At 35.6% G+C, this 16,953-nt stretch carries 19 protein-coding genes; 10 read left to right on the top strand and 9 right to left on the bottom strand.

What is annotated here, in order from left to right; all coding sequences use genetic code 11:
* The first annotated feature begins 80 nt into the window (after positions 1-80).
* Positions 81-890 (top strand): DUF1853 family protein, encoded by an 810-nt coding sequence (locus RNZ46_RS05335; protein ID WP_316984344.1) that lies wholly within the window; start codon positions 81-83, stop codon positions 888-890.
* 9 nt (positions 891-899) lie between these two features.
* Here RNZ46_RS05335 and dprA read toward each other — a convergent pair whose 3' ends face one another.
* On the bottom strand, positions 900-2,003 hold the full coding sequence (gene dprA, locus RNZ46_RS05330) for a DNA-processing protein DprA (protein WP_316984343.1): 1,104 nt from the start codon (positions 2,001-2,003) through the stop codon (positions 900-902).
* A 267-nt stretch (positions 2,004-2,270) separates the two neighbouring features.
* On the opposite strand from dprA, the gene RNZ46_RS05325 reads away from it, so the two are divergent.
* The 5 genes from RNZ46_RS05325 to RNZ46_RS05305 all read left to right on the top strand — a co-directional run bounded on the left by RNZ46_RS05325 (position 2,271) and on the right by RNZ46_RS05305 (position 5,758).
* The gene (locus tag RNZ46_RS05325; protein WP_316984342.1) at positions 2,271-3,206 is read left to right on the top strand and encodes an HU domain-containing protein; all 936 of its coding nucleotides are present in this window, start codon (positions 2,271-2,273) and stop codon (positions 3,204-3,206) included.
* A gap of 81 nt (positions 3,207-3,287) precedes the next feature.
* The gene (locus RNZ46_RS05320) at positions 3,288-3,797 is read left to right on the top strand and encodes an acyl-CoA thioesterase (RefSeq protein ID WP_316984341.1); all 510 of its coding nucleotides are present in this window, start codon (positions 3,288-3,290) and stop codon (positions 3,795-3,797) included.
* A gap of 322 nt (positions 3,798-4,119) precedes the next feature.
* Positions 4,120-4,797: a tRNA (guanosine(46)-N7)-methyltransferase TrmB gene (gene trmB / locus RNZ46_RS05315; protein ID WP_316984340.1), complete on the top strand. Its 678-nt coding sequence runs from the start codon at positions 4,120-4,122 to the stop codon at positions 4,795-4,797.
* Entirely contained in the window at positions 4,797-5,426 is a 630-nt protein-coding gene (locus RNZ46_RS05310; RefSeq protein ID WP_316984339.1) for a LysE family transporter, read from the top strand. Before trmB ends, RNZ46_RS05310 begins: the two co-directional genes overlap by 1 nt.
* Positions 5,427-5,428: 2 nt before the next feature.
* The gene (locus RNZ46_RS05305; RefSeq protein ID WP_316984338.1) at positions 5,429-5,758 is read left to right on the top strand and encodes an MGMT family protein; all 330 of its coding nucleotides are present in this window, start codon (positions 5,429-5,431) and stop codon (positions 5,756-5,758) included.
* Positions 5,759-5,791: 33 nt separating this feature from the next.
* On the opposite strand, the gene RNZ46_RS05300 is transcribed toward RNZ46_RS05305, so the two are convergent.
* Positions 5,792-7,111, bottom strand: coding sequence for a Fic family protein (locus RNZ46_RS05300; RefSeq protein ID WP_316984337.1), 1,320 nt, complete (start codon positions 7,109-7,111; stop codon positions 5,792-5,794).
* 220 nt (positions 7,112-7,331) lie between these two features.
* On the opposite strand from RNZ46_RS05300, the gene RNZ46_RS05295 reads away from it, so the two are divergent.
* The 3 genes from RNZ46_RS05295 (at position 7,332) to RNZ46_RS05285 (ending at position 9,126) form a co-directional block, all read left to right on the top strand.
* Positions 7,332-8,468 carry an Mrp/NBP35 family ATP-binding protein gene (locus RNZ46_RS05295; RefSeq protein WP_316984336.1) on the top strand — a complete coding sequence of 379 codons (1,137 nt, stop codon included), beginning with the start codon at positions 7,332-7,334 and terminating at the stop codon, positions 8,466-8,468.
* Between the two features lie 3 nt (positions 8,469-8,471).
* Positions 8,472-8,717: a NifU family protein gene (locus RNZ46_RS05290; RefSeq protein ID WP_311935398.1), complete on the top strand. Its 246-nt coding sequence runs from the start codon at positions 8,472-8,474 to the stop codon at positions 8,715-8,717.
* 76 nt (positions 8,718-8,793) lie between these two features.
* A complete protein-coding gene (locus RNZ46_RS05285) occupies positions 8,794-9,126 on the top strand; it encodes a 2Fe-2S iron-sulfur cluster-binding family protein (protein WP_316984335.1) in 333 nt (110 codons plus the stop codon).
* Positions 9,127-9,209: 83 nt separating this feature from the next.
* Here RNZ46_RS05285 and RNZ46_RS05280 read toward each other — a convergent pair whose 3' ends face one another.
* The 7 genes from RNZ46_RS05280 to RNZ46_RS05250 form a co-directional block, all read right to left on the bottom strand.
* Complete coding sequence (locus RNZ46_RS05280; protein ID WP_316984334.1) at positions 9,210-10,418, bottom strand: glycoside hydrolase family 18 protein; 1,209 nt, start codon at positions 10,416-10,418, stop codon at positions 9,210-9,212.
* A gap of 20 nt (positions 10,419-10,438) precedes the next feature.
* Entirely contained in the window at positions 10,439-11,338 is a 900-nt protein-coding gene (locus RNZ46_RS05275) for a metallophosphoesterase family protein (RefSeq protein WP_316984333.1), read from the bottom strand.
* Between the two features lie 118 nt (positions 11,339-11,456).
* Positions 11,457-12,635, bottom strand: a complete 1,179-nt coding sequence (locus RNZ46_RS05270) for an acyl-CoA dehydrogenase family protein (RefSeq protein WP_316984332.1) — start codon at positions 12,633-12,635, stop codon at positions 11,457-11,459.
* Between the two features lie 118 nt (positions 12,636-12,753).
* Positions 12,754-13,491, bottom strand: coding sequence for a tRNA1(Val) (adenine(37)-N6)-methyltransferase (locus RNZ46_RS05265; RefSeq protein WP_316984331.1), 738 nt, complete (start codon positions 13,489-13,491; stop codon positions 12,754-12,756).
* Positions 13,492-13,571: 80 nt separating this feature from the next.
* On the bottom strand, positions 13,572-14,102 hold the full coding sequence (gene rimM / locus RNZ46_RS05260; protein ID WP_316984330.1) for a ribosome maturation factor RimM: 531 nt from the start codon (positions 14,100-14,102) through the stop codon (positions 13,572-13,574).
* Positions 14,103-14,284: 182 nt separating this feature from the next.
* Positions 14,285-14,800: a 30S ribosomal protein S16 gene (locus RNZ46_RS05255; RefSeq protein ID WP_316984329.1), complete on the bottom strand. Its 516-nt coding sequence runs from the start codon at positions 14,798-14,800 to the stop codon at positions 14,285-14,287.
* A gap of 216 nt (positions 14,801-15,016) precedes the next feature.
* Positions 15,017-16,018: a lactonase family protein gene (locus RNZ46_RS05250; protein ID WP_316984328.1), complete on the bottom strand. Its 1,002-nt coding sequence runs from the start codon at positions 16,016-16,018 to the stop codon at positions 15,017-15,019.
* A gap of 350 nt (positions 16,019-16,368) precedes the next feature.
* Between RNZ46_RS05250 and RNZ46_RS05245 the strand changes: the two genes are divergently transcribed.
* Positions 16,369-16,818: a ferritin-like domain-containing protein gene (locus RNZ46_RS05245; RefSeq protein ID WP_316984327.1), complete on the top strand. Its 450-nt coding sequence runs from the start codon at positions 16,369-16,371 to the stop codon at positions 16,816-16,818.
* Positions 16,819-16,953: the final 135 nt, after the last annotated feature.

The following is a 16,953-nucleotide window of genomic DNA, read 5'->3' as shown; positions in this document are numbered from 1 at the left end:
AGCCGATATTCTGTCTGGTTTTTTGAATAAACCTATGTTGAAAACCAATCAGAATACCTTGATTTTTACTTCGTATAAAGATGCATCAAAAAGCAAAAGACATTCAAAAGCGTTATGATGGTTTTCTAAAAACACCGCGTTTATGGGAAAAACATAGCGTTTCCGGTTTACAGCAGTTTGTAATCGATTCGAAACCCTCAAAAATCGATATTGATATAAACGAAAAACTACGGCTTGGAAAATATATTGAGCGCTTGGTTTCTTTTGAATTAAAGCAAAACAAATCAATTTCCATTCTATCTGAAAACATTCAAATTCAAGACCAAAAGACAACTTTGGGCGAATTGGATTGTCTGCTTTTAAAAGATGAAAACCCCATTCATTTAGAAATAATCTATAAGTTTTATGTGTATGATGATGCCATCGGTAATTCTGAAATTGAGCATTTTATTGGTCCTAATAAAAAAGATGCTTTAATTGAAAAATTGAACAAATTAAGCCAAAAACAATTACCATTTTTATACGCCGAACAAAGTAAAACCTACTTAAAAACTTTAAATTTAGATGTTAATAAAATAAAACAACAGGTTTATTTTAAGGCACAATTATTTATCCCTTTTCAAAAAGAAATAACGTTAAAAATCTTAAATCAAAATTGTATTGAAGGTTTCTATATTAACAAAACGCAGCTGCAACAATTTTCAGATTGTAAATTTTATATACCTAAAAAATTAGATTGGGTAATAACACCACACTCCAATGTAAATTGGTTGCCTTTTGAATCGTTTAAAACAATAGCAAACTCCTATTTTGAGCAACAATTTTCTCCGCTTTGTTGGCTAAAACGCCCTAACGGTGAATTAAAGAAATTCTTTTTAGTTTGGTGGTAATAGCGATTGTTAAATGGCCTCAAATAACTTCCCAGGTAGAGGTCTGATAACTCCTTTTAATTCCATAGATAACAAAATACTCGCTACTTTAAAAATGGGCATTTCGCAGTTAATGGCAATCACATCAAGTAGTTGTTTGTCGTTTTCCTTTAGGTAGTTATAAATGGTTTTTTCGGTTGTGTCCAACTCAACAAAAAGTTGTTTTTGTACGCTTGGTTTTTTATTGTCCTCTAACTGCCAATTTAAAATATAAGGCACATCCAATGGATTGGAAAGCATGTGGGCCTTTTGGTGTTTAATCAAATTATTGCAGCCCACACTTTGCGAATCTGTGGTGCGCCCAGGAACCGCAAACACATCGCGATTATACGAGTTTGCGATATCAGCAGTAACTAGACTTCCGCCTTTTTCGGCAGATTCTATAACAATGGTAGCTTCGCTAATTCCAGCAATAATTCTGTTCCGTTTTAAAAAGTTGTTTTTGTTAAAGGTATCGGTACTCCAAAAATCGGTAAAAAAGCCCCCATTTTTTTCAACATCAACCATATATTTTTTGTGTACTTTGGGGTAAATGGTATGCAACCCATGCGCTAAACAACCTATGGTTTGTAAATTGTGTTTTAATGCCGATTTATGTGCGGTGATATCGGTGCCATAAGCAAAACCCGAAACAATAATGGGGTTAAAAGGTGTCAGTGTTTCAACCAGTTTTTTACAAAATGCCACGCCATTGGTGGTTATTTTTCTGGCGCCAACAATACTTATAATACGCTGTTGTTTTAAATTGATGTTTCCTGATTGAAATAATAAAATAGGCCCATCAATACAGTGTTTAAGCTTTTCAGGGTAGCTGTCGCCTTTAAAGTATAAAACCTTGAGTTGATTTTCTTTTATAAATTGAATTTCTTTTTCGGCTTCTTTTAAATGGTGCGATTTAAACAAGTCATTTAAAGTAATCGTACCGATACCATCAATTTTAAGCAGATTTTGTTTTTTTTCTTTTAAAACCGCTTCGGCAGAACCACAATGTCCAATGAGTCTTTTGGCTGTTATATCGCCAATATTGGGCACATGTTGTAAGGCTAAAGTGTAAAGTAAATCATTTTCCGTCATGGTAAACATTTGGTTTTAAAATCACACCAATTTAATTATAAAATATAACATATAAACGGTCTCTTTTTAGCTATAATTTCGTTAAAAAAATAAAACGTAACTAAGGCTATGTTTTTCTTTTCTGCCTTATTCTAACTAAAAATAGTTCCATTTATTTATGCAACATTTTACAACTAAATTGGTGTTACAATAAAAGAATTTTTCGACTGTTAATAAATACTTCAGCTTAAATTTTATCTGAAAGCATATTTTTTTAACTTTGTTTTTATGCAACTAGAAACCTACATCAGCGATTTACTTTATAGATATGAGTGCGTTACCATTCCGGAGTTCGGATCTTTTTTAACGCAGCGTGTATCGGCAACCATTAATGATTCAACAAATGCGTTTTATCCGCCAAAAAAAGCAGTGTCTTTTAACGAGCAGATTCAACAAAACGATGGTTTGTTGGCACATTATATTGCCGATGTAGAAAAAATTCCGTTTGAAACTGCCACAAAAAAAATTGCTAAACGAGTTAAATTACTTAAATCATATTTAACCCAAGGTGAAACGCTAACGTTCAGTAATATTGGCGAAATGGTATTTAACGATGAAGGTAAGATTTTGTTCGAACCCACTTATAACCTTAATTATTTAACCGATTCTTTTGGATTGTCTCAATTCGTTTCACCATCTGTTACACGTGAGGATTACAAAAAAGAAGTAGAGCAAATTGAAAAGGTTATTCCGCTTACCGTTACCCCCGAAAAACGTAAATCTCGACCATATTTAAAATATGCTGCCGTAGCCTTAGTAGCCTTAACACTTGGTGGTTTTGTTGCTTCGAATTTTTATGTAAATCAAATTGAAACACATAATCAATTAGCGCAAGAAGAAGCTACAAAGCAATTGGATAATAAAATTCAACAAGCAACTTTTAGTTTAAATCCGTTGCCTGCCATTACTCTAAATGTAACCAAACAAACGGGTAATTATCATATTGTTGCAGGAGCTTTTAGAGTAGAAGAAAACTGCAATAAAATTATAGCGCAATTAAAAAAGGAAGGCTTTAATGCCAGAAAAATTGGTGTAAACAAATACGGTTTGCACGAGGTGGTATATGCCAGTTACGAAACGGGTAAAGAGGCTCTTAAGGCCATTCGTGACATTAGAAAAACACACAACAAAAATGCGTGGTTGTTGGTTAAAAAACTAGATTAACTTCTAAAACAATTCAAGGCTTTTTTACTTCTTTAATATTTAAAAGCACAGTACCTTTGCAGCATTGTTAAAACAAAAGTGATGCAAGCAAAAACACCCGAGCAATCTAAAACAACCATGACAGACATGGTTTTACCCGGTGAAACCAATCCATTAAACAATTTATTTGGTGGCGAATTACTCGCACGTATGGATCGTGCCGCAAGTATTGCCGCTCGTCGCCACAGCAGGCGCATTGTGGTTACTGCCTCGGTAAACCATGTGGCGTTCAATAAAGCGGTGCCTCTGGGCAGTGTGGTAACGGTTGAAGCCAAAGTGTCCCGTGCCTTTAAAACCTCCATGGAAGTGTTTATTGATGTTTGGATTGAAGACCGCGAATCGGGCGAAAAATCTAAAGCCAACGAAGCTATTTATACATTTGTTGCCGTAGATGATACGGGCAGACCCATTTCGGTGCCAGAAGTGCATCCGCAAACCGATTTGGAAAAAGAACGATTTGATGCTGCATTGCGCCGTAAGCAATTAAGCCTTCTGTTGGCAGGTAAAATAACACCAAATAAAGCCACCGAACTCAAGGCATTGTTCGAGTAAATAATTCCTAAACTAAATATATTTATGGAATTTTGGGCGTTCTCTGCGCTCATACCTACAAGGTTTCCAAAACCTTGCAGGATCACTTCGGTCGGGCTTTCCGCTATATCTTTTGCTTTTTGTCATTCCTGCGCAGGCAGGAATCCACTAATTAAATTACGGTTTTTCTAAGTGATTTACTAATTTACCTAAAAAGCAAAAGGATGTCGCTGCAATCCCTAACGCGCTTTTTTGCTATTGTATAATATAGGCATGTACACTCTCGTATATTTGCTTAATTTTGTCAAAATAATTAATAGTAATAAGAAATAGTAAATTACCTGTGGGAAGTAAAAACAAACTCAAACGCTTTAAAGAAAACGAAACCTTCAAAAATGTTTTCCAACCCAAACGGGACGAATTGGTTAATTCAAATTTCAATTTAAAAGGAAATTGGAGAACAACAGTCTTTAAAAACGATAATCCATTAATTTTAGAATTAGGCTGCGGAAAAGGCGAATATAGCGTCGCTTTGGCCCAAAAATATCCCAATAAAAATTTCATAGGTATCGATATAAAAGGCGCACGTTTTTGGAGAGGTGCAAAAACGGCCATTGAAGAAAAAATAGATAACGTGGCATTTCTTCGCATGCAAATCGAACTTATAGATTATGCTTTTGCCGAAAACGAAGTGGACGAAATTTGGATTACCTTCCCCGATCCGCAAATAAAATACAAACGCACCAAACACCGCATGACTAACCCCGAGTTTTTAAAACGCTACAAGCAAATATTAAAACCAGAAGGTGTGGTAAACTTAAAAACCGATAGCGAATTTATGCACGGTTACACCCTTGGTTTATTGCATGGCGCAGGACACGAGGTGCTTTATGCCAACCATAACGTTTACAAACAAGAAGGCAGTCCCGAAGAAGTAACCAGCATTCAAACCTATTACGAATCGCAATATTTAGAGCAAAACAAACCAATTACGTATATTAGGTTTAAAATTAACGGTTAGTGGATATTACTTTTATCTTTTTTTTAGGATTAATTATAGCGTTAGTTGGCGTAATTCCGCCGGGGCTGTTAAACATGACAGCCGCTAAAATAAGCTTAAAAGAGGGACATTCGCGAGGTATTGTGTTTTCCATTGGGGTTTGCGTTATTGTTACGGCTCAAACTTATATTGCCGCTATTTTTGCACGGTATTTAAGCAACCATCCCGAAGTTATCGATGTGCTGCAACGTGTTGCATTTGTTATTTTTGTTCTTATAACCATTTATTATCTGTTTATTGCCAAAACACAACCTAAAAAACAAGCTTCGCCTAAAATAAGAAGCAAACACAGTCGTTTTTTTCACGGAGTATTTTTATCGGCAATTAATGTGTTTCCCATACCGTATCAAGCCTATATGACCATTACTTTGGCATCGGTAGGTTGGTTGGATTTCGATCAAATAAGTATTATTTCGTACGTTGCAGGAGCCACCACCGGATCGTTTGTAATGCTGTATATGTACATATTCTTTTTCGATAAAATAAAAGAAAAGTCAGTGACCTCTCAAAAAAGCATGAATCTTATTATTGGTGGTATAACGGGAGTAATTTCCATAGTAACGTTAATAAATATCATAAAAGAATTGTAGTTATGAAACCAGAAACTTTAAATTTCTTCGATAAAGTTTACGCAGTCGCTCGATTGATTCCTTACGGAAAAGTAACAAGCTATGGTGCCATTGCCAACTATTTAGGTGCTGCAAAAAGTGCGCGAATGGTGGGCTACGCCATGAATGGCTCGCACGGAAAAGCTGTGCCAGCGCACCGTGTTGTAAATAGAAAAGGCTTATTAACGGGAAAACACCATTTTGATGGCACCAATTTAATGCAGCAACTTTTGGAAAGCGAAGGGATTGAGGTTATCGATAACCAAATTCAAAATTTAGATTCTGTTTTTTGGGACCCTTCAAAGGTATTGTAGTTTGTCATGCTGTCCCGATAGCTATCGGGATTTTTACAGCATCTTATCAAATTTATCGCCTTTCCAATAATTAAAGGTCTTTTTATTAATCGCTATTTTCTTTAAAAATTTACGATCAACCAATTCTTCAATGTCGGTTCTGGCAGTTTGATTGGTAATGTTAAAGGTGTTTTCAATTTCTTTTACAGTAAAAAACCGATTATTATCATCTTCAATTTTTTGAAGAATAGTGGCTTGTCTTTCATTGATGCCATCTAGTTTTAAATATTTTGAAAGCTTCGATTGTTCTTTCTTTTTCTTAGCAACGTAAGTTTTTAGTTCTTCAAAAGCGCGCATTAATACTTTTACTTGATAATGAATAAAATAGGTGACATCCATATCATCAATTTCAGTATATAAATAGGCTTTTTCATATTGAACTTTGGTTTTCATAATCACTCTTGAAATAGATAAATATTCCGTTAGCCAATACCCATTTTTTAATAAATACCAATAAAAAATAGCACGTGCTGTTCTTCCGTTGCCATCTACAAATGGGTGAATGTAACCCATTAAAAAATGTAGAATACTCGCCTTTACAATGGGATGAATAAAATCTTCTTTTGGGTTGTTATTAAAAAATTCACAAAACGATTGCATCAAAGCATCAAGTTCTTCAAATTTTGGCGGCGTATGAACAATTTCTCCAGTTATTTCATTCATCACATGAACTTCGTTGGTGTTTCTAAAAACGCCCACGTTTTCAACTTCTAAAGTGTTTTCGGTAACCAAACGATGAATATCATATAATTTTTCAACAGAAATATTATCATCTTGATGCTCACTTATATATTGAATGGTTTTGTAATTATTCAATATCATTTGCTCGCTTTTGTTTTTAGGCTTTTTATTTTTACGTAGCATGTCTTTAGCCTTAACCCGCGTGGTCGTTGCGCCTTCAATCATGGAAGAAAAAATGGATTCTTCCATTAAAGCGTTATTAAGGTAGCTTTGTTTGTCTATATCTGAAAGCAGTTTTTCTTTTTGTAAACCTGCACCGAAATTGAAATCTAGATAGTGGAGTTTCTTTTGAAGAAATTCATTAACATTATAACTAGCCCATATTGATTTTTTTAAATGTGCTGATTTGATAGTTATGTTCTTTGAATTTAAGCTTCGTTTAAATTTGACATTTTGCCAAATATCTTCGGGAACTGCATTTTTATATTTTAGATACTTAACACTATCCCAGTATAAATATTCATTTTCAATTTTATTGAATACTTCAGGGTTTAAGTTTCTTGGAAAATTCAATAAACCTTTTTGTAGAATAATATCTGAACCTAATTCGAATTTCGGCGCTTTCTCAATCATAATCAACTAATATTTCCTAATTTATGTAAAATTTACAAATATCATCAAATATACAAAATATATAATTATATCCTAATTATTCAAAAATTTACAAATAATCACAATTTACCACTTAAACTTGCAAGCCCAAATAGTTCAAAAATCATTTCAATAAAATGGCTTTAAAATCTAAACAATTCACTGTATATTTGTACTTTAGAATAAATCTAAATTAAACACCGTGAAATTAAATAAACAAGATATACTAAAAGCACTCGAATCCATTACCGTTCCTGGTGAAGGTATGAATATGGTTGAGAGCAAAGCCGTAAAAAACGTCATCACTTTTGGCGACGAAGTTATTGTCGATATTACCATTGCTAACCCGAGTTTGCAGGCCAAAAAACGTGTTGAGGTGGATATCCTAAAAACCATCCACGAGCAAGTTTACGAAAAAGCCAAAATTACCGTAAACGTAAAAGTGGAGGCGCCGGTAAAACCAAAAGCGAATGTTATAAAAGGTGCTGCGGTGCCTGGTTTAAGAAATATTATAGCCATTGCTTCCGGAAAAGGAGGCGTTGGAAAATCTACCGTTACGGCAAATTTAGCGGTAACTTTGGCTAAAATGGGCTTTAAAGTAGGTGTGTTGGATGCCGATATTTACGGGCCATCAATCCCTATTATGTTTGATGTTGAGGCAGAACGCCCTTTGGCTGTAAACATTGGTGGAAAATCTAAAATGAAACCTGTTGAAAATTACGGTGTTAAAGTATTGTCGATTGGCTTTTTTACAAAACCCAATCAAGCCGTAGTTTGGCGTGGACCCATGGCAGCAAAAGCGTTGAATCAAATGATTTTTGATGCGCATTGGGGTGAACTCGATTTTATGTTGGTTGATTTGCCACCGGGAACTGGCGATATTCATTTAAGTATCATGCAATCGCTCCCAATTACCGGCGCTGTTGTGGTTAGTACGCCGCAAAATGTAGCTTTGGCCGATGCTAAAAAAGGCGTGGCTATGTTTCAACAAGAGAGCATTAATGTACCCGTTTTAGGAATTATTGAAAATATGGCTTACTTTACGCCAGCCGAACTGCCTGACAACAAATATTATATTTTCGGACAAGAAGGAGCCAAACATCTTTCAGAAGATTTAAAGGTACCCTTTTTAGGGGAGTTGCCTTTGGTGCAAAGCATTCGAGAAGCGGGTGATGTTGGGCGACCGGCAGCCTTACAAACGGCAACACCATTAGAGCAGGCTTTTGAGAAAATAACTCAAAATGTAGTTCAAGAAGTGGTAAGACGAAATGATGATTTGCCACCAACTGAAGCTATAAAAATTACAACAATGGCTGGATGTTCAGCAGTTAAAAAATAGGTTATGACATCAGAAGAACTTAAGTTAAATGTAGAAAAAGCACTGGAGGAAATCCGTCCGTTTTTGCAGAGCGATGGTGGCGATATTTCGCTGTTATCCATTGAGGAAGATAATACTTTGGTTAAGGTGCAATTGCAAGGTGCTTGTGTGGGATGTAGTGTTAATCAAATGACTCTTAAATCTGGTGTAGAAATGACTATTAAAAAACATGCGCCACAAATTAAGCAGGTTATAAATGTTGAAGCCTAATCAATTTTCAAAAATTTTTTAAAAAGTAATTATGGGTGTGCTTAATAAACGCGCCCTTTTGTATTGAAATTACAATATGGAACAAGACATAAATATAAAAATAACAGACAGAGATGGGGTTACCCACGAGATTGTTGCTCCTACCGATATGGCCATGAACCTTATGGAAGTGGTTAGGTCCTACGAGCTTGCTCCAGAAGGCACCATTGGTGTTTGCGGTGGTATGGCCATGTGTGCATCCTGCCAATGTTATGTTATTTCAGAACATGAACTCCCCGAAATGACAGATGATGAAGAAGCTATGCTTTCTGAAGCTTTTGATGTTAAAGATAATAGCCGTTTGGGATGTCAAATACAAATGACCCCAGAGATGGAAGGTTTGGTTGTGGAGCTTGCTCCAGAGAGCTAATTTTACGCGATAGTTGAGGTTTTATTAGTCCAAAAATCACTTCTAAGTTTTAATCTTCATTTACCAACAAAAATAGAGATTATCTATTCTGAAGACGATTTACTTGCTGTGTAAATAGCATTTAAAAGACTGCTCTTTTCTTTTACGTCTTGCCCAAGTTGCCAAAACATAATGCCGCCTAACTTCTCTTTTTTGGCATATTTAGTTTTTAGTTTTACTGATACCGTATCATCAAAAGTAATAAAAATGCTATCGGAGGCATTAAATAAATAGGGCGCTTTGGCTACGGAATCCCAATACCTTTTATAATTTTTGTCGCTTTCAAATTTTTCTCTAATATCTCTGTAAACAATAGTCGCAAATGCTCCTTTATTAGCTTGATACAATCCATTGTTCATTGAAGAGACGCCTTTCCAAGCTTTGCCGTAAAAAGCAGCGCCAATTACAATTTGTTCGGGCTTTACGCCTTTGGAAATACAATAATCTACAATCATTTCGGTGGAATTTGGCTCATATTCGGTATCGTGTTCAGCAGATCTTTTTTGCATTTCTGTATAAAAATCAGCAGTTAATAAGTCTTTTAAATTTTCAGTTTTAATCCATCCCAAAGCGGTATGATGTCCTGTAAATGGGGCGTTTCCACTAACCTGATCATAAGTCATAATATTCATAAAATCAACGTACTTCATCACTTCATTAAGTTCAATATTATTGTAATACCGTTTCCAACCGGCCGAAGCAAACGTTAAGGTTTGTGTTCTCTCTAAAGTATTTAATGCTTTCCGGAGTTCTTTCATTAAAAGGGTGAAATTTTGCTTATCCTCTGGTCGTGCTTTAGTGTTCCCAGCAGGAATTCCGGGGTATTCCCAATCTATATCAATGCCGTCCAAATCATATTTTTTATTAAAACGGACGACGCTTTCCACAAATTTATTTCGGGTTTCTGCAGTGTGTGCCATATCCGAAAAACCTTTGGCAGCCCAACCCCCACAGGCAACCATTACTTTAAGGTTGGGGTGTTTTTTTCTTTGTGCTACTAATTGACGGAGTTTTTCGCCATAAGAATCATTGTTGAACTTCATTTCGTTATCAATCACTTTCGTGAATGAAAAAATAATATGCGTAAGCTGATTTAATGGTAAAGTTTCAGGTTTATAATCTTTTTCAGGAACGTAGTAAGCCATTACGGCAATGGGCTTTTCAGTTTGATTTTCATCTAAAACGGCTTTGGTATTTATCGAAGATGTCGATAGTGACAAAATAAAGACGATACTATATTTTATAAGTTTCATAGCTTTAGTGTTTATAAGGTTTATTCTGTTTTATAGTCAATTAATCTTTTTGGGCCTTCAAGTAACACCCTTACAATTTGTAATGTTCCGTCTTCTTTTGTTGCAATTTGCCACTTAATTAATGAAATCTCACCATGTTCAATTTCAATACCCGTAATACTTCGCGGATGGACGCAGCTTCCATCGTTAAAAAAAGCAATATCTCCGGGTTCGGGAAATCGTGGTCTGTGTGTATGCCCAACAATGGTAAGCAAATTGTTGTTTGCGATAATCCATTTTTTGGTACGACGCTCCACTTTAATAAGCTCGGTGTAGTTTTTTGCCGGACTTGTGGGGTCTGCAATTCCCATAACGTTTAAAGGTTTCCAAAGTACCCGAACCATAAATCGGCTCCATTTCCAAAATAAATAATTCCACCAATCGGCTTGATGGCCGTGGGTTAAAAATAGTTCTTGACCCGTTTTGCTATGTTTTAGTACAATACCTTCGTGATAGTTTATATCTCCAAAAAGCTCTACTTGCTCGCCAACTTTGGGGTCAAAATAAGTTGATAAATGTTTTTTTACGTATTCCGGATTTCTGTAAACCATATCGTGGTTTCCCCAAATCATGTGTAATCGATTGGCTTTATGAAATAATTTCATAAGCATGTACACATTTTTGTGAGCGTTTAAAATAGCGTTAAACGATATGTTTTCCCAAAGTTCGTCGCCGTCACCGAGTTCGCAATACTGAAAACCCTCGGCATAATAATGTTTTAACGCGTGAAAATAAATGTTTCTGTTATTGGCAAAATCATCAGCAAAACTATTGTCGCCACGGTGGCAATCGCTAAATAAAATAAACTTGCTATCATCATCAAAATCAATGATTTTAGCATTTGCATAAACGTTATCTAATCTTTTTTTAGATGAAAACATAAAAGTAAATGTAAACAAATTTCAATAAAAAAATGCCTCCCAATTTATGAGAAGCATCTTTTGTTATTTTTAAAAATGAAATGCCCACAAGCGTGAGCTGCCCAATGCGCCTTAGTCGCTATTTAAAAGCATTAAGCCCCGTAATATCTAATCCAGTAATTAACAAATGAATGTCGTGTGTGCCTTCGTAAGTAATCACACTTTCTAAATTCATGGAATGGCGCATAATGGAATATTCGCCGGTAATGCCCATACCGCCTAACATTTGTCGCGCTTCGCGGGCAATATTAATTGCCATATCCACATTGTTACGTTTTGCCATCGATATTTGCGCCGATGTGGCTTTATCCTCATTTCGCAACACACCCAGTCTCCAGGTTAAAAGTTGCGCTTTGGTGATTTCGGTAATCATTTCAGCTAATTTCTTTTGTTGCAATTGAAATTGCCCAATGGGTTTTCCGAATTGCATACGTTCTTTACTGTATCTTAAAGCCGTATCGTAACAATCCATGGCAGCGCCAATCGCGCCCCATGCAATGCCGTAACGTGCAGAATCCAAACAGCCAAGTGGTGCGCCTAAACCAGATTTGTTAGGTAACAAGTTTTCTTTTGGTACCTTAACGTTATCGAAAATGAGTTCGCCCGTTGCGCTGGCACGAAGCGACCATTTGTTATGTGTTTCGGGCGTTGAAAAGCCTTCCATTCCGCGCTCAACAATTAATCCGTGAATACGCCCTTCTTCATTTTTTGCCCAAACTACTGCAATTTCAGCAAAAGGCGCATTGCTAATCCACATTTTGGCACCGTTTAAAAGATAGTGATCGCCCATATCTTTAAAATTGGTAGTCATACCGCCAGGGTTACTGCCGTGGTCGGGTTCGGTTAAACCGAAACAACCAATCCATTCGCCACTAGCCAGTTTTGGTAAGTATTTTTTACGCTGTGCTTCGTTGCCGTATTTCCAGATAGGATACATAACCAAAGACGATTGCACCGATGCCGTACTGCGCACACCAGAATCTCCGCGCTCAATTTCTTGCATAATCAATCCATAAGAAATTTGGTCCAATCCAGCACCGCCATATTCTTCAGGGATGTATGGGCCAAAGGCTCCAATTTCTGCCAATCCGTTTACAATTTGTTTTGGGAATTCGGCTTTTTGGGCGTACTCTTCGATGATTGGAGACACATCGCGTTTAACCCATTCTCTAGCGGCATCGCGCACTAGTTTGTGTTCTTCGGTTAAAAGCTCGTCTAAATTGTAATAGTCTGGAGCTTCAAATAAATCTGGCTTCATTTTTAGATTCGTTTTTATGTTAAAAAAGCAGCCTATTAATATATCTTAATTTTGGCTTGCTATTTTTAAGATTTTAGCATTATAAGTCCTCAAATTTAACTAATCCATATTGAATGGGTTACATTTTTATGTAGAAATCTTTTGTTAAATTGATGTAGTCTTGGGTGTATTGATGCCTCTCGGTTTCAATAATTAATTCAGACTTTTCAAGAGCGCTACCTTGACTTGGCTCAGTACAGGTTTCGCGGAAAGAAAATGCTAATAAACTTCGTTTTATAGTTGATGTTTGATTCCCTTTAATATGTAATATTCTGTTTGGAAATAAGTTTGCTTTTGACGCTAAATCGATAAAACTAACTTCTTCCTTAAAAGGAATAATCACACAGAAAGTACCATGTTTCGAAAGCAATTTTGAAACACACTCTATAAGATGTTCAAAGGGCATTGCATCGTTAAATCGGGCTAAATCGCGTGATTTATTTTCGGTTTTATAATCTTCAGAATAGAATGGCGGATTGGAAACGATTAAATCGTATTTATCATCAATTTCTTCTGTAAATTCTTTAAGTGATGCGTGGTAGCAAAACAGTCGATCGCCCCAAGGGGATGCTTCAAAATTATCGACACATTGTTCGTAGGCATTGTCGTTAATTTCAATGGCGTCAATTAATTCAGCGTTGCTGCGTTGAGCGAGCATAAGTGAGATAACACCTGTTCCTGCGCCAATATCCAAAACAGAAAACGGATTGTTTTTTAATGAGCACCAAGCCCCAAGTAAAACACTGTCTGTTCCAATTTTCATGGCGCATCGGTCTTGTTTGACTGTAAATTGTTTGAATTTAAAAGGTTTGCTCATGCCTGTCTTTCCTGCGAAGGCGGGAATCCATTTTAAAATTATGTATAATGATTTAAATCCCTGTCATCGCAGGAATACAATCATGCTTCTAAATATAAATCAATCAAGCCTTCAGGTGTTTCCACTAAAATCGTTTTATTTTCTCGATCTACTTTTAAAATAAATTCGTCGTTCATAGGTATTAAAATTTCAATACCGTCTCGGTCAATTTCAAAAAGCGATTGTGCCGTAGAATCGTTAATGCCCTTTAAAACCCCAACTTTACCAAAGTTTTTATCTTCAATGGTAAATCCAATAACTTCGTGAAAATAAAACTTATCGCCTTCTAGTTTTGGTAATAGGTCGAGCGGTAAATACAAATGGCTTTTCATAATAGCATCTGCATCGGCTTCGGTATTTACGTCTTCAAATTTGATGCGTAATAATTCAGATTTATGAAGTTGAGAGCTTTCAACAAAAAATGGAATTAGATTATTTCTTAGCTCTAAAAATACAGCATCGAGGTTTTCGTAAATATCAGGTTCGTCGGTGTCTAGTTTTGCAAGAACCTCGCCTTTAAAACTGTATTTTTTTACAATTTTACCTAAATAAAAGCAGTCTTTTTTTTGCATTGAAAGTTCATTTTTTTTCATTTCCGCGAAAGCGGATATCTCAACCTGTCAGTTCGAACGCAGTCAAGAATTATTTTGAATGTCAATTTTATGGCATCTCGTCTGCGTTCGATGTGACGTTTTTAGATATAAAAAACTCCGATAAAAGTTATCGGAGTTTAAAAGTATAAAAATAAAAGTTTTTATTCTTCTTCGTTAGAAGCCTTGGCTTCCTCAGGAGCAGCATCTTCAGCTACTTCTTCTTCAACAACAGGAGCAGCTGCAGCTATTCTTGCTTCGTTAACTGCTTTTTCGGCAGCTAATGCTTCAGCTTTTGCTTTAGCTTCAGCTTCAGATAAACCATCGGCTTTTGCTTGAATTTTGTTTGCTTTTTCTTCTAACCAAGCTGTAAATTTTGCTTCAGCTTGCTCTTCGGTCAGCGCCCCTTTTCTAACACCACCTGCTAGATGATTTTTTAATAAAGCACCTTTGTAAGATAATAGGTTTTTTGCCGTGTCAGTTGGTTGTGCACCATTCTGTAACCATTTTACAGCGCCATCAACGTCTAATTCAACCGTTGCTGGATTTGTGTTGGGGTTGTAAGCACCTAATTTCTCTAAGTATTTACCATCTCTTTTTGAACGCGAGTCTGCTGCTACGATCCAATAGTAAGGTTTTCCTTTTTTACCGTGTCTTTGTAATCTAATTTTTACTGGCATAATAATTAATTATTTGAGGTTCTCGACCTCGGTTATTAATTGAAAAAAATTTCTTGAAGTTTTGCTTCAAGATTTCCGTTTAAATTGTCATTCCCGAGAAATCGGGAATCCCAACAAAGAAATTTGATTTTATTTCTAAATGAGAAATATTTCAAATGAAAAATCCTTTATTGAGGGCGCAAAGATACTATATTTTTTTAATTATCAGTATTTTATTTAGAATAATAAACAAACTGGAGATGGTAATTCTACAGCATGTAAAAAACGGAGTGTTCCGCTAATTTCATCAATTTTAAAAACAGAAATATTGTTGCTTTTTTGATTGGCTACCAACAAGAATTTACCCGTTGGGTCTATGGTGAAATTTCGTGGCCAATCGCCGTGAACACTCATGTTTTGTGTTTTGTTTAACTTGCCAGAAACGGTATCTCGCTTAAAAACAACAATTGAATTTTCGCCCCGATTTGAGCCGTATAAAAATTGTTCATCTTTAGATAAATGAATATCGGCACAGTAACTTTCCCCTTTAAAATTAGCATCTAAAGTTGATAGTGTTTCAATGAGTTCAAACCCATTTTCTGTTTTTTTAGCAGACGTAATCGTGCTAGAAAGCTCGTTTATAATGTAAATAAAATTGCCGTCTTTTGTTAACGAAAAATGCCTCGGACCAGAATTTTCATCCAGATTTACAATAGATGGAGAAACCAACTCATATTTATCGCTGTTCAATCGATAACTAAAAACGGCATTACGCCCCAAATCTGAAACCAATAAATCGTCCTTAAAAAACTGTGCCGAATGTGCATGAGAAGCGATGCTGTCTGTTTTATGGTCTATAACCTGAAAGGCTTCATTTAAAGCACCATCATTTTTAATCGTGTGTAGCGAAAAATTCCCGCCCGTATAGTTTGATACGACAGCCTTGTCTCCTTGTTCGTTAACAGCTACATGGCAAGGATGCGCGCCTTCAGTACTTACTTTATTTATAAATGTTAAGGTTTTGTCGTTTTCAACTTTAAAGGCTGAAATATGGCCGTTGTCATTTTCATTTACGGCGTACATGAAATTTTTATCGGGCCAATAGCTTATAAATGAAGGGTTTTCAGAGCTTGCGGCTAATTGTTTATTGGTTAATTCGCCACTTTCAGAATTAAACTCGAATTGATAAATGCCTTCGCTTGCGCCATTGGTATAGGTGCCAACATATAGTGTGTTCATTTTTTGGTTGCAATTAAAAAATAAAAGTGTAACTAAAATAATGCTGTATCGGGTATTCATAAAGTGTTTTAATTAAGAAACCTCTAAAATATGATAAAATAGAGAGGTTTTGTTAACGTTTCTTAATTTTTTCACAAACCCTGTTAAATCCCTTGACATAGGGGTTTTCTTATTGTATATTAAAGTAAACGATGTAAAACAATACACATCTTTAAACAACGTATTGAAAACTTGAAGATTAAACTAATTATTTATATGTGCTTAATAATTAGTTTAATCACCAAAGGTGGCATTTAACTTTTGAAAACCAATTAAAATAAGCACATGAAATTTAAAATGAAAATGATATTATGAGTTACAGTGAAGAAATTTCAAACAAATTAAATGAATTATTAATTAAGAATTACGATGCCGAAAAAGGGTATTTGAATGCGGCTGAAAATGTGGATAGTCCAACCTTAAAAATTTTCTTTAAACGAAGAGCTTCAGAGCGCAGCGAATTTGCTAAAGAATTAAGAACCGAAATTTTGCGTTATGGCGAAATACCCGAAGATTCCGGTAGTTTTAAGGGTACAATGCACAGAAACTGGATGAGCTTAAAATCGCTATTCACATCAAACGATGAGGAAGCTATTTTAGAAGAAGCCATTAGAGGCGAAGAAGCGAGTCTTGAAGAGTATAATCAAATTTTAAAAGACAGAACTTTGCCACCAACAATAGATACACTATTGTTTAAACAAAAAAATGCGATACAAGCTGCAATTAATACTGAAAAAGTACACGAAGAATTAGTGTCGTAAAAGTAGGTTAGCTTTGGATAACAGAAGCGCAACCCTCCCGATAACTATCGGGAGGGTTGCGTTTTTTTGTTTTGTTCACAACTCTTAAAAACTTCACTTAAAAAAAGTATAAATTCTATGTATTTTTATAGGCTA

It is taken from the genome of Hwangdonia lutea (assembly GCF_032814565.1).
In the GTDB taxonomy this organism is placed as follows: domain Bacteria; phylum Bacteroidota; class Bacteroidia; order Flavobacteriales; family Flavobacteriaceae; genus Hwangdonia; species Hwangdonia lutea.
The sequence above is the reverse complement of the archived record's forward strand: the minus strand, read 5'-3'. Positions and strand labels throughout refer to the sequence as shown.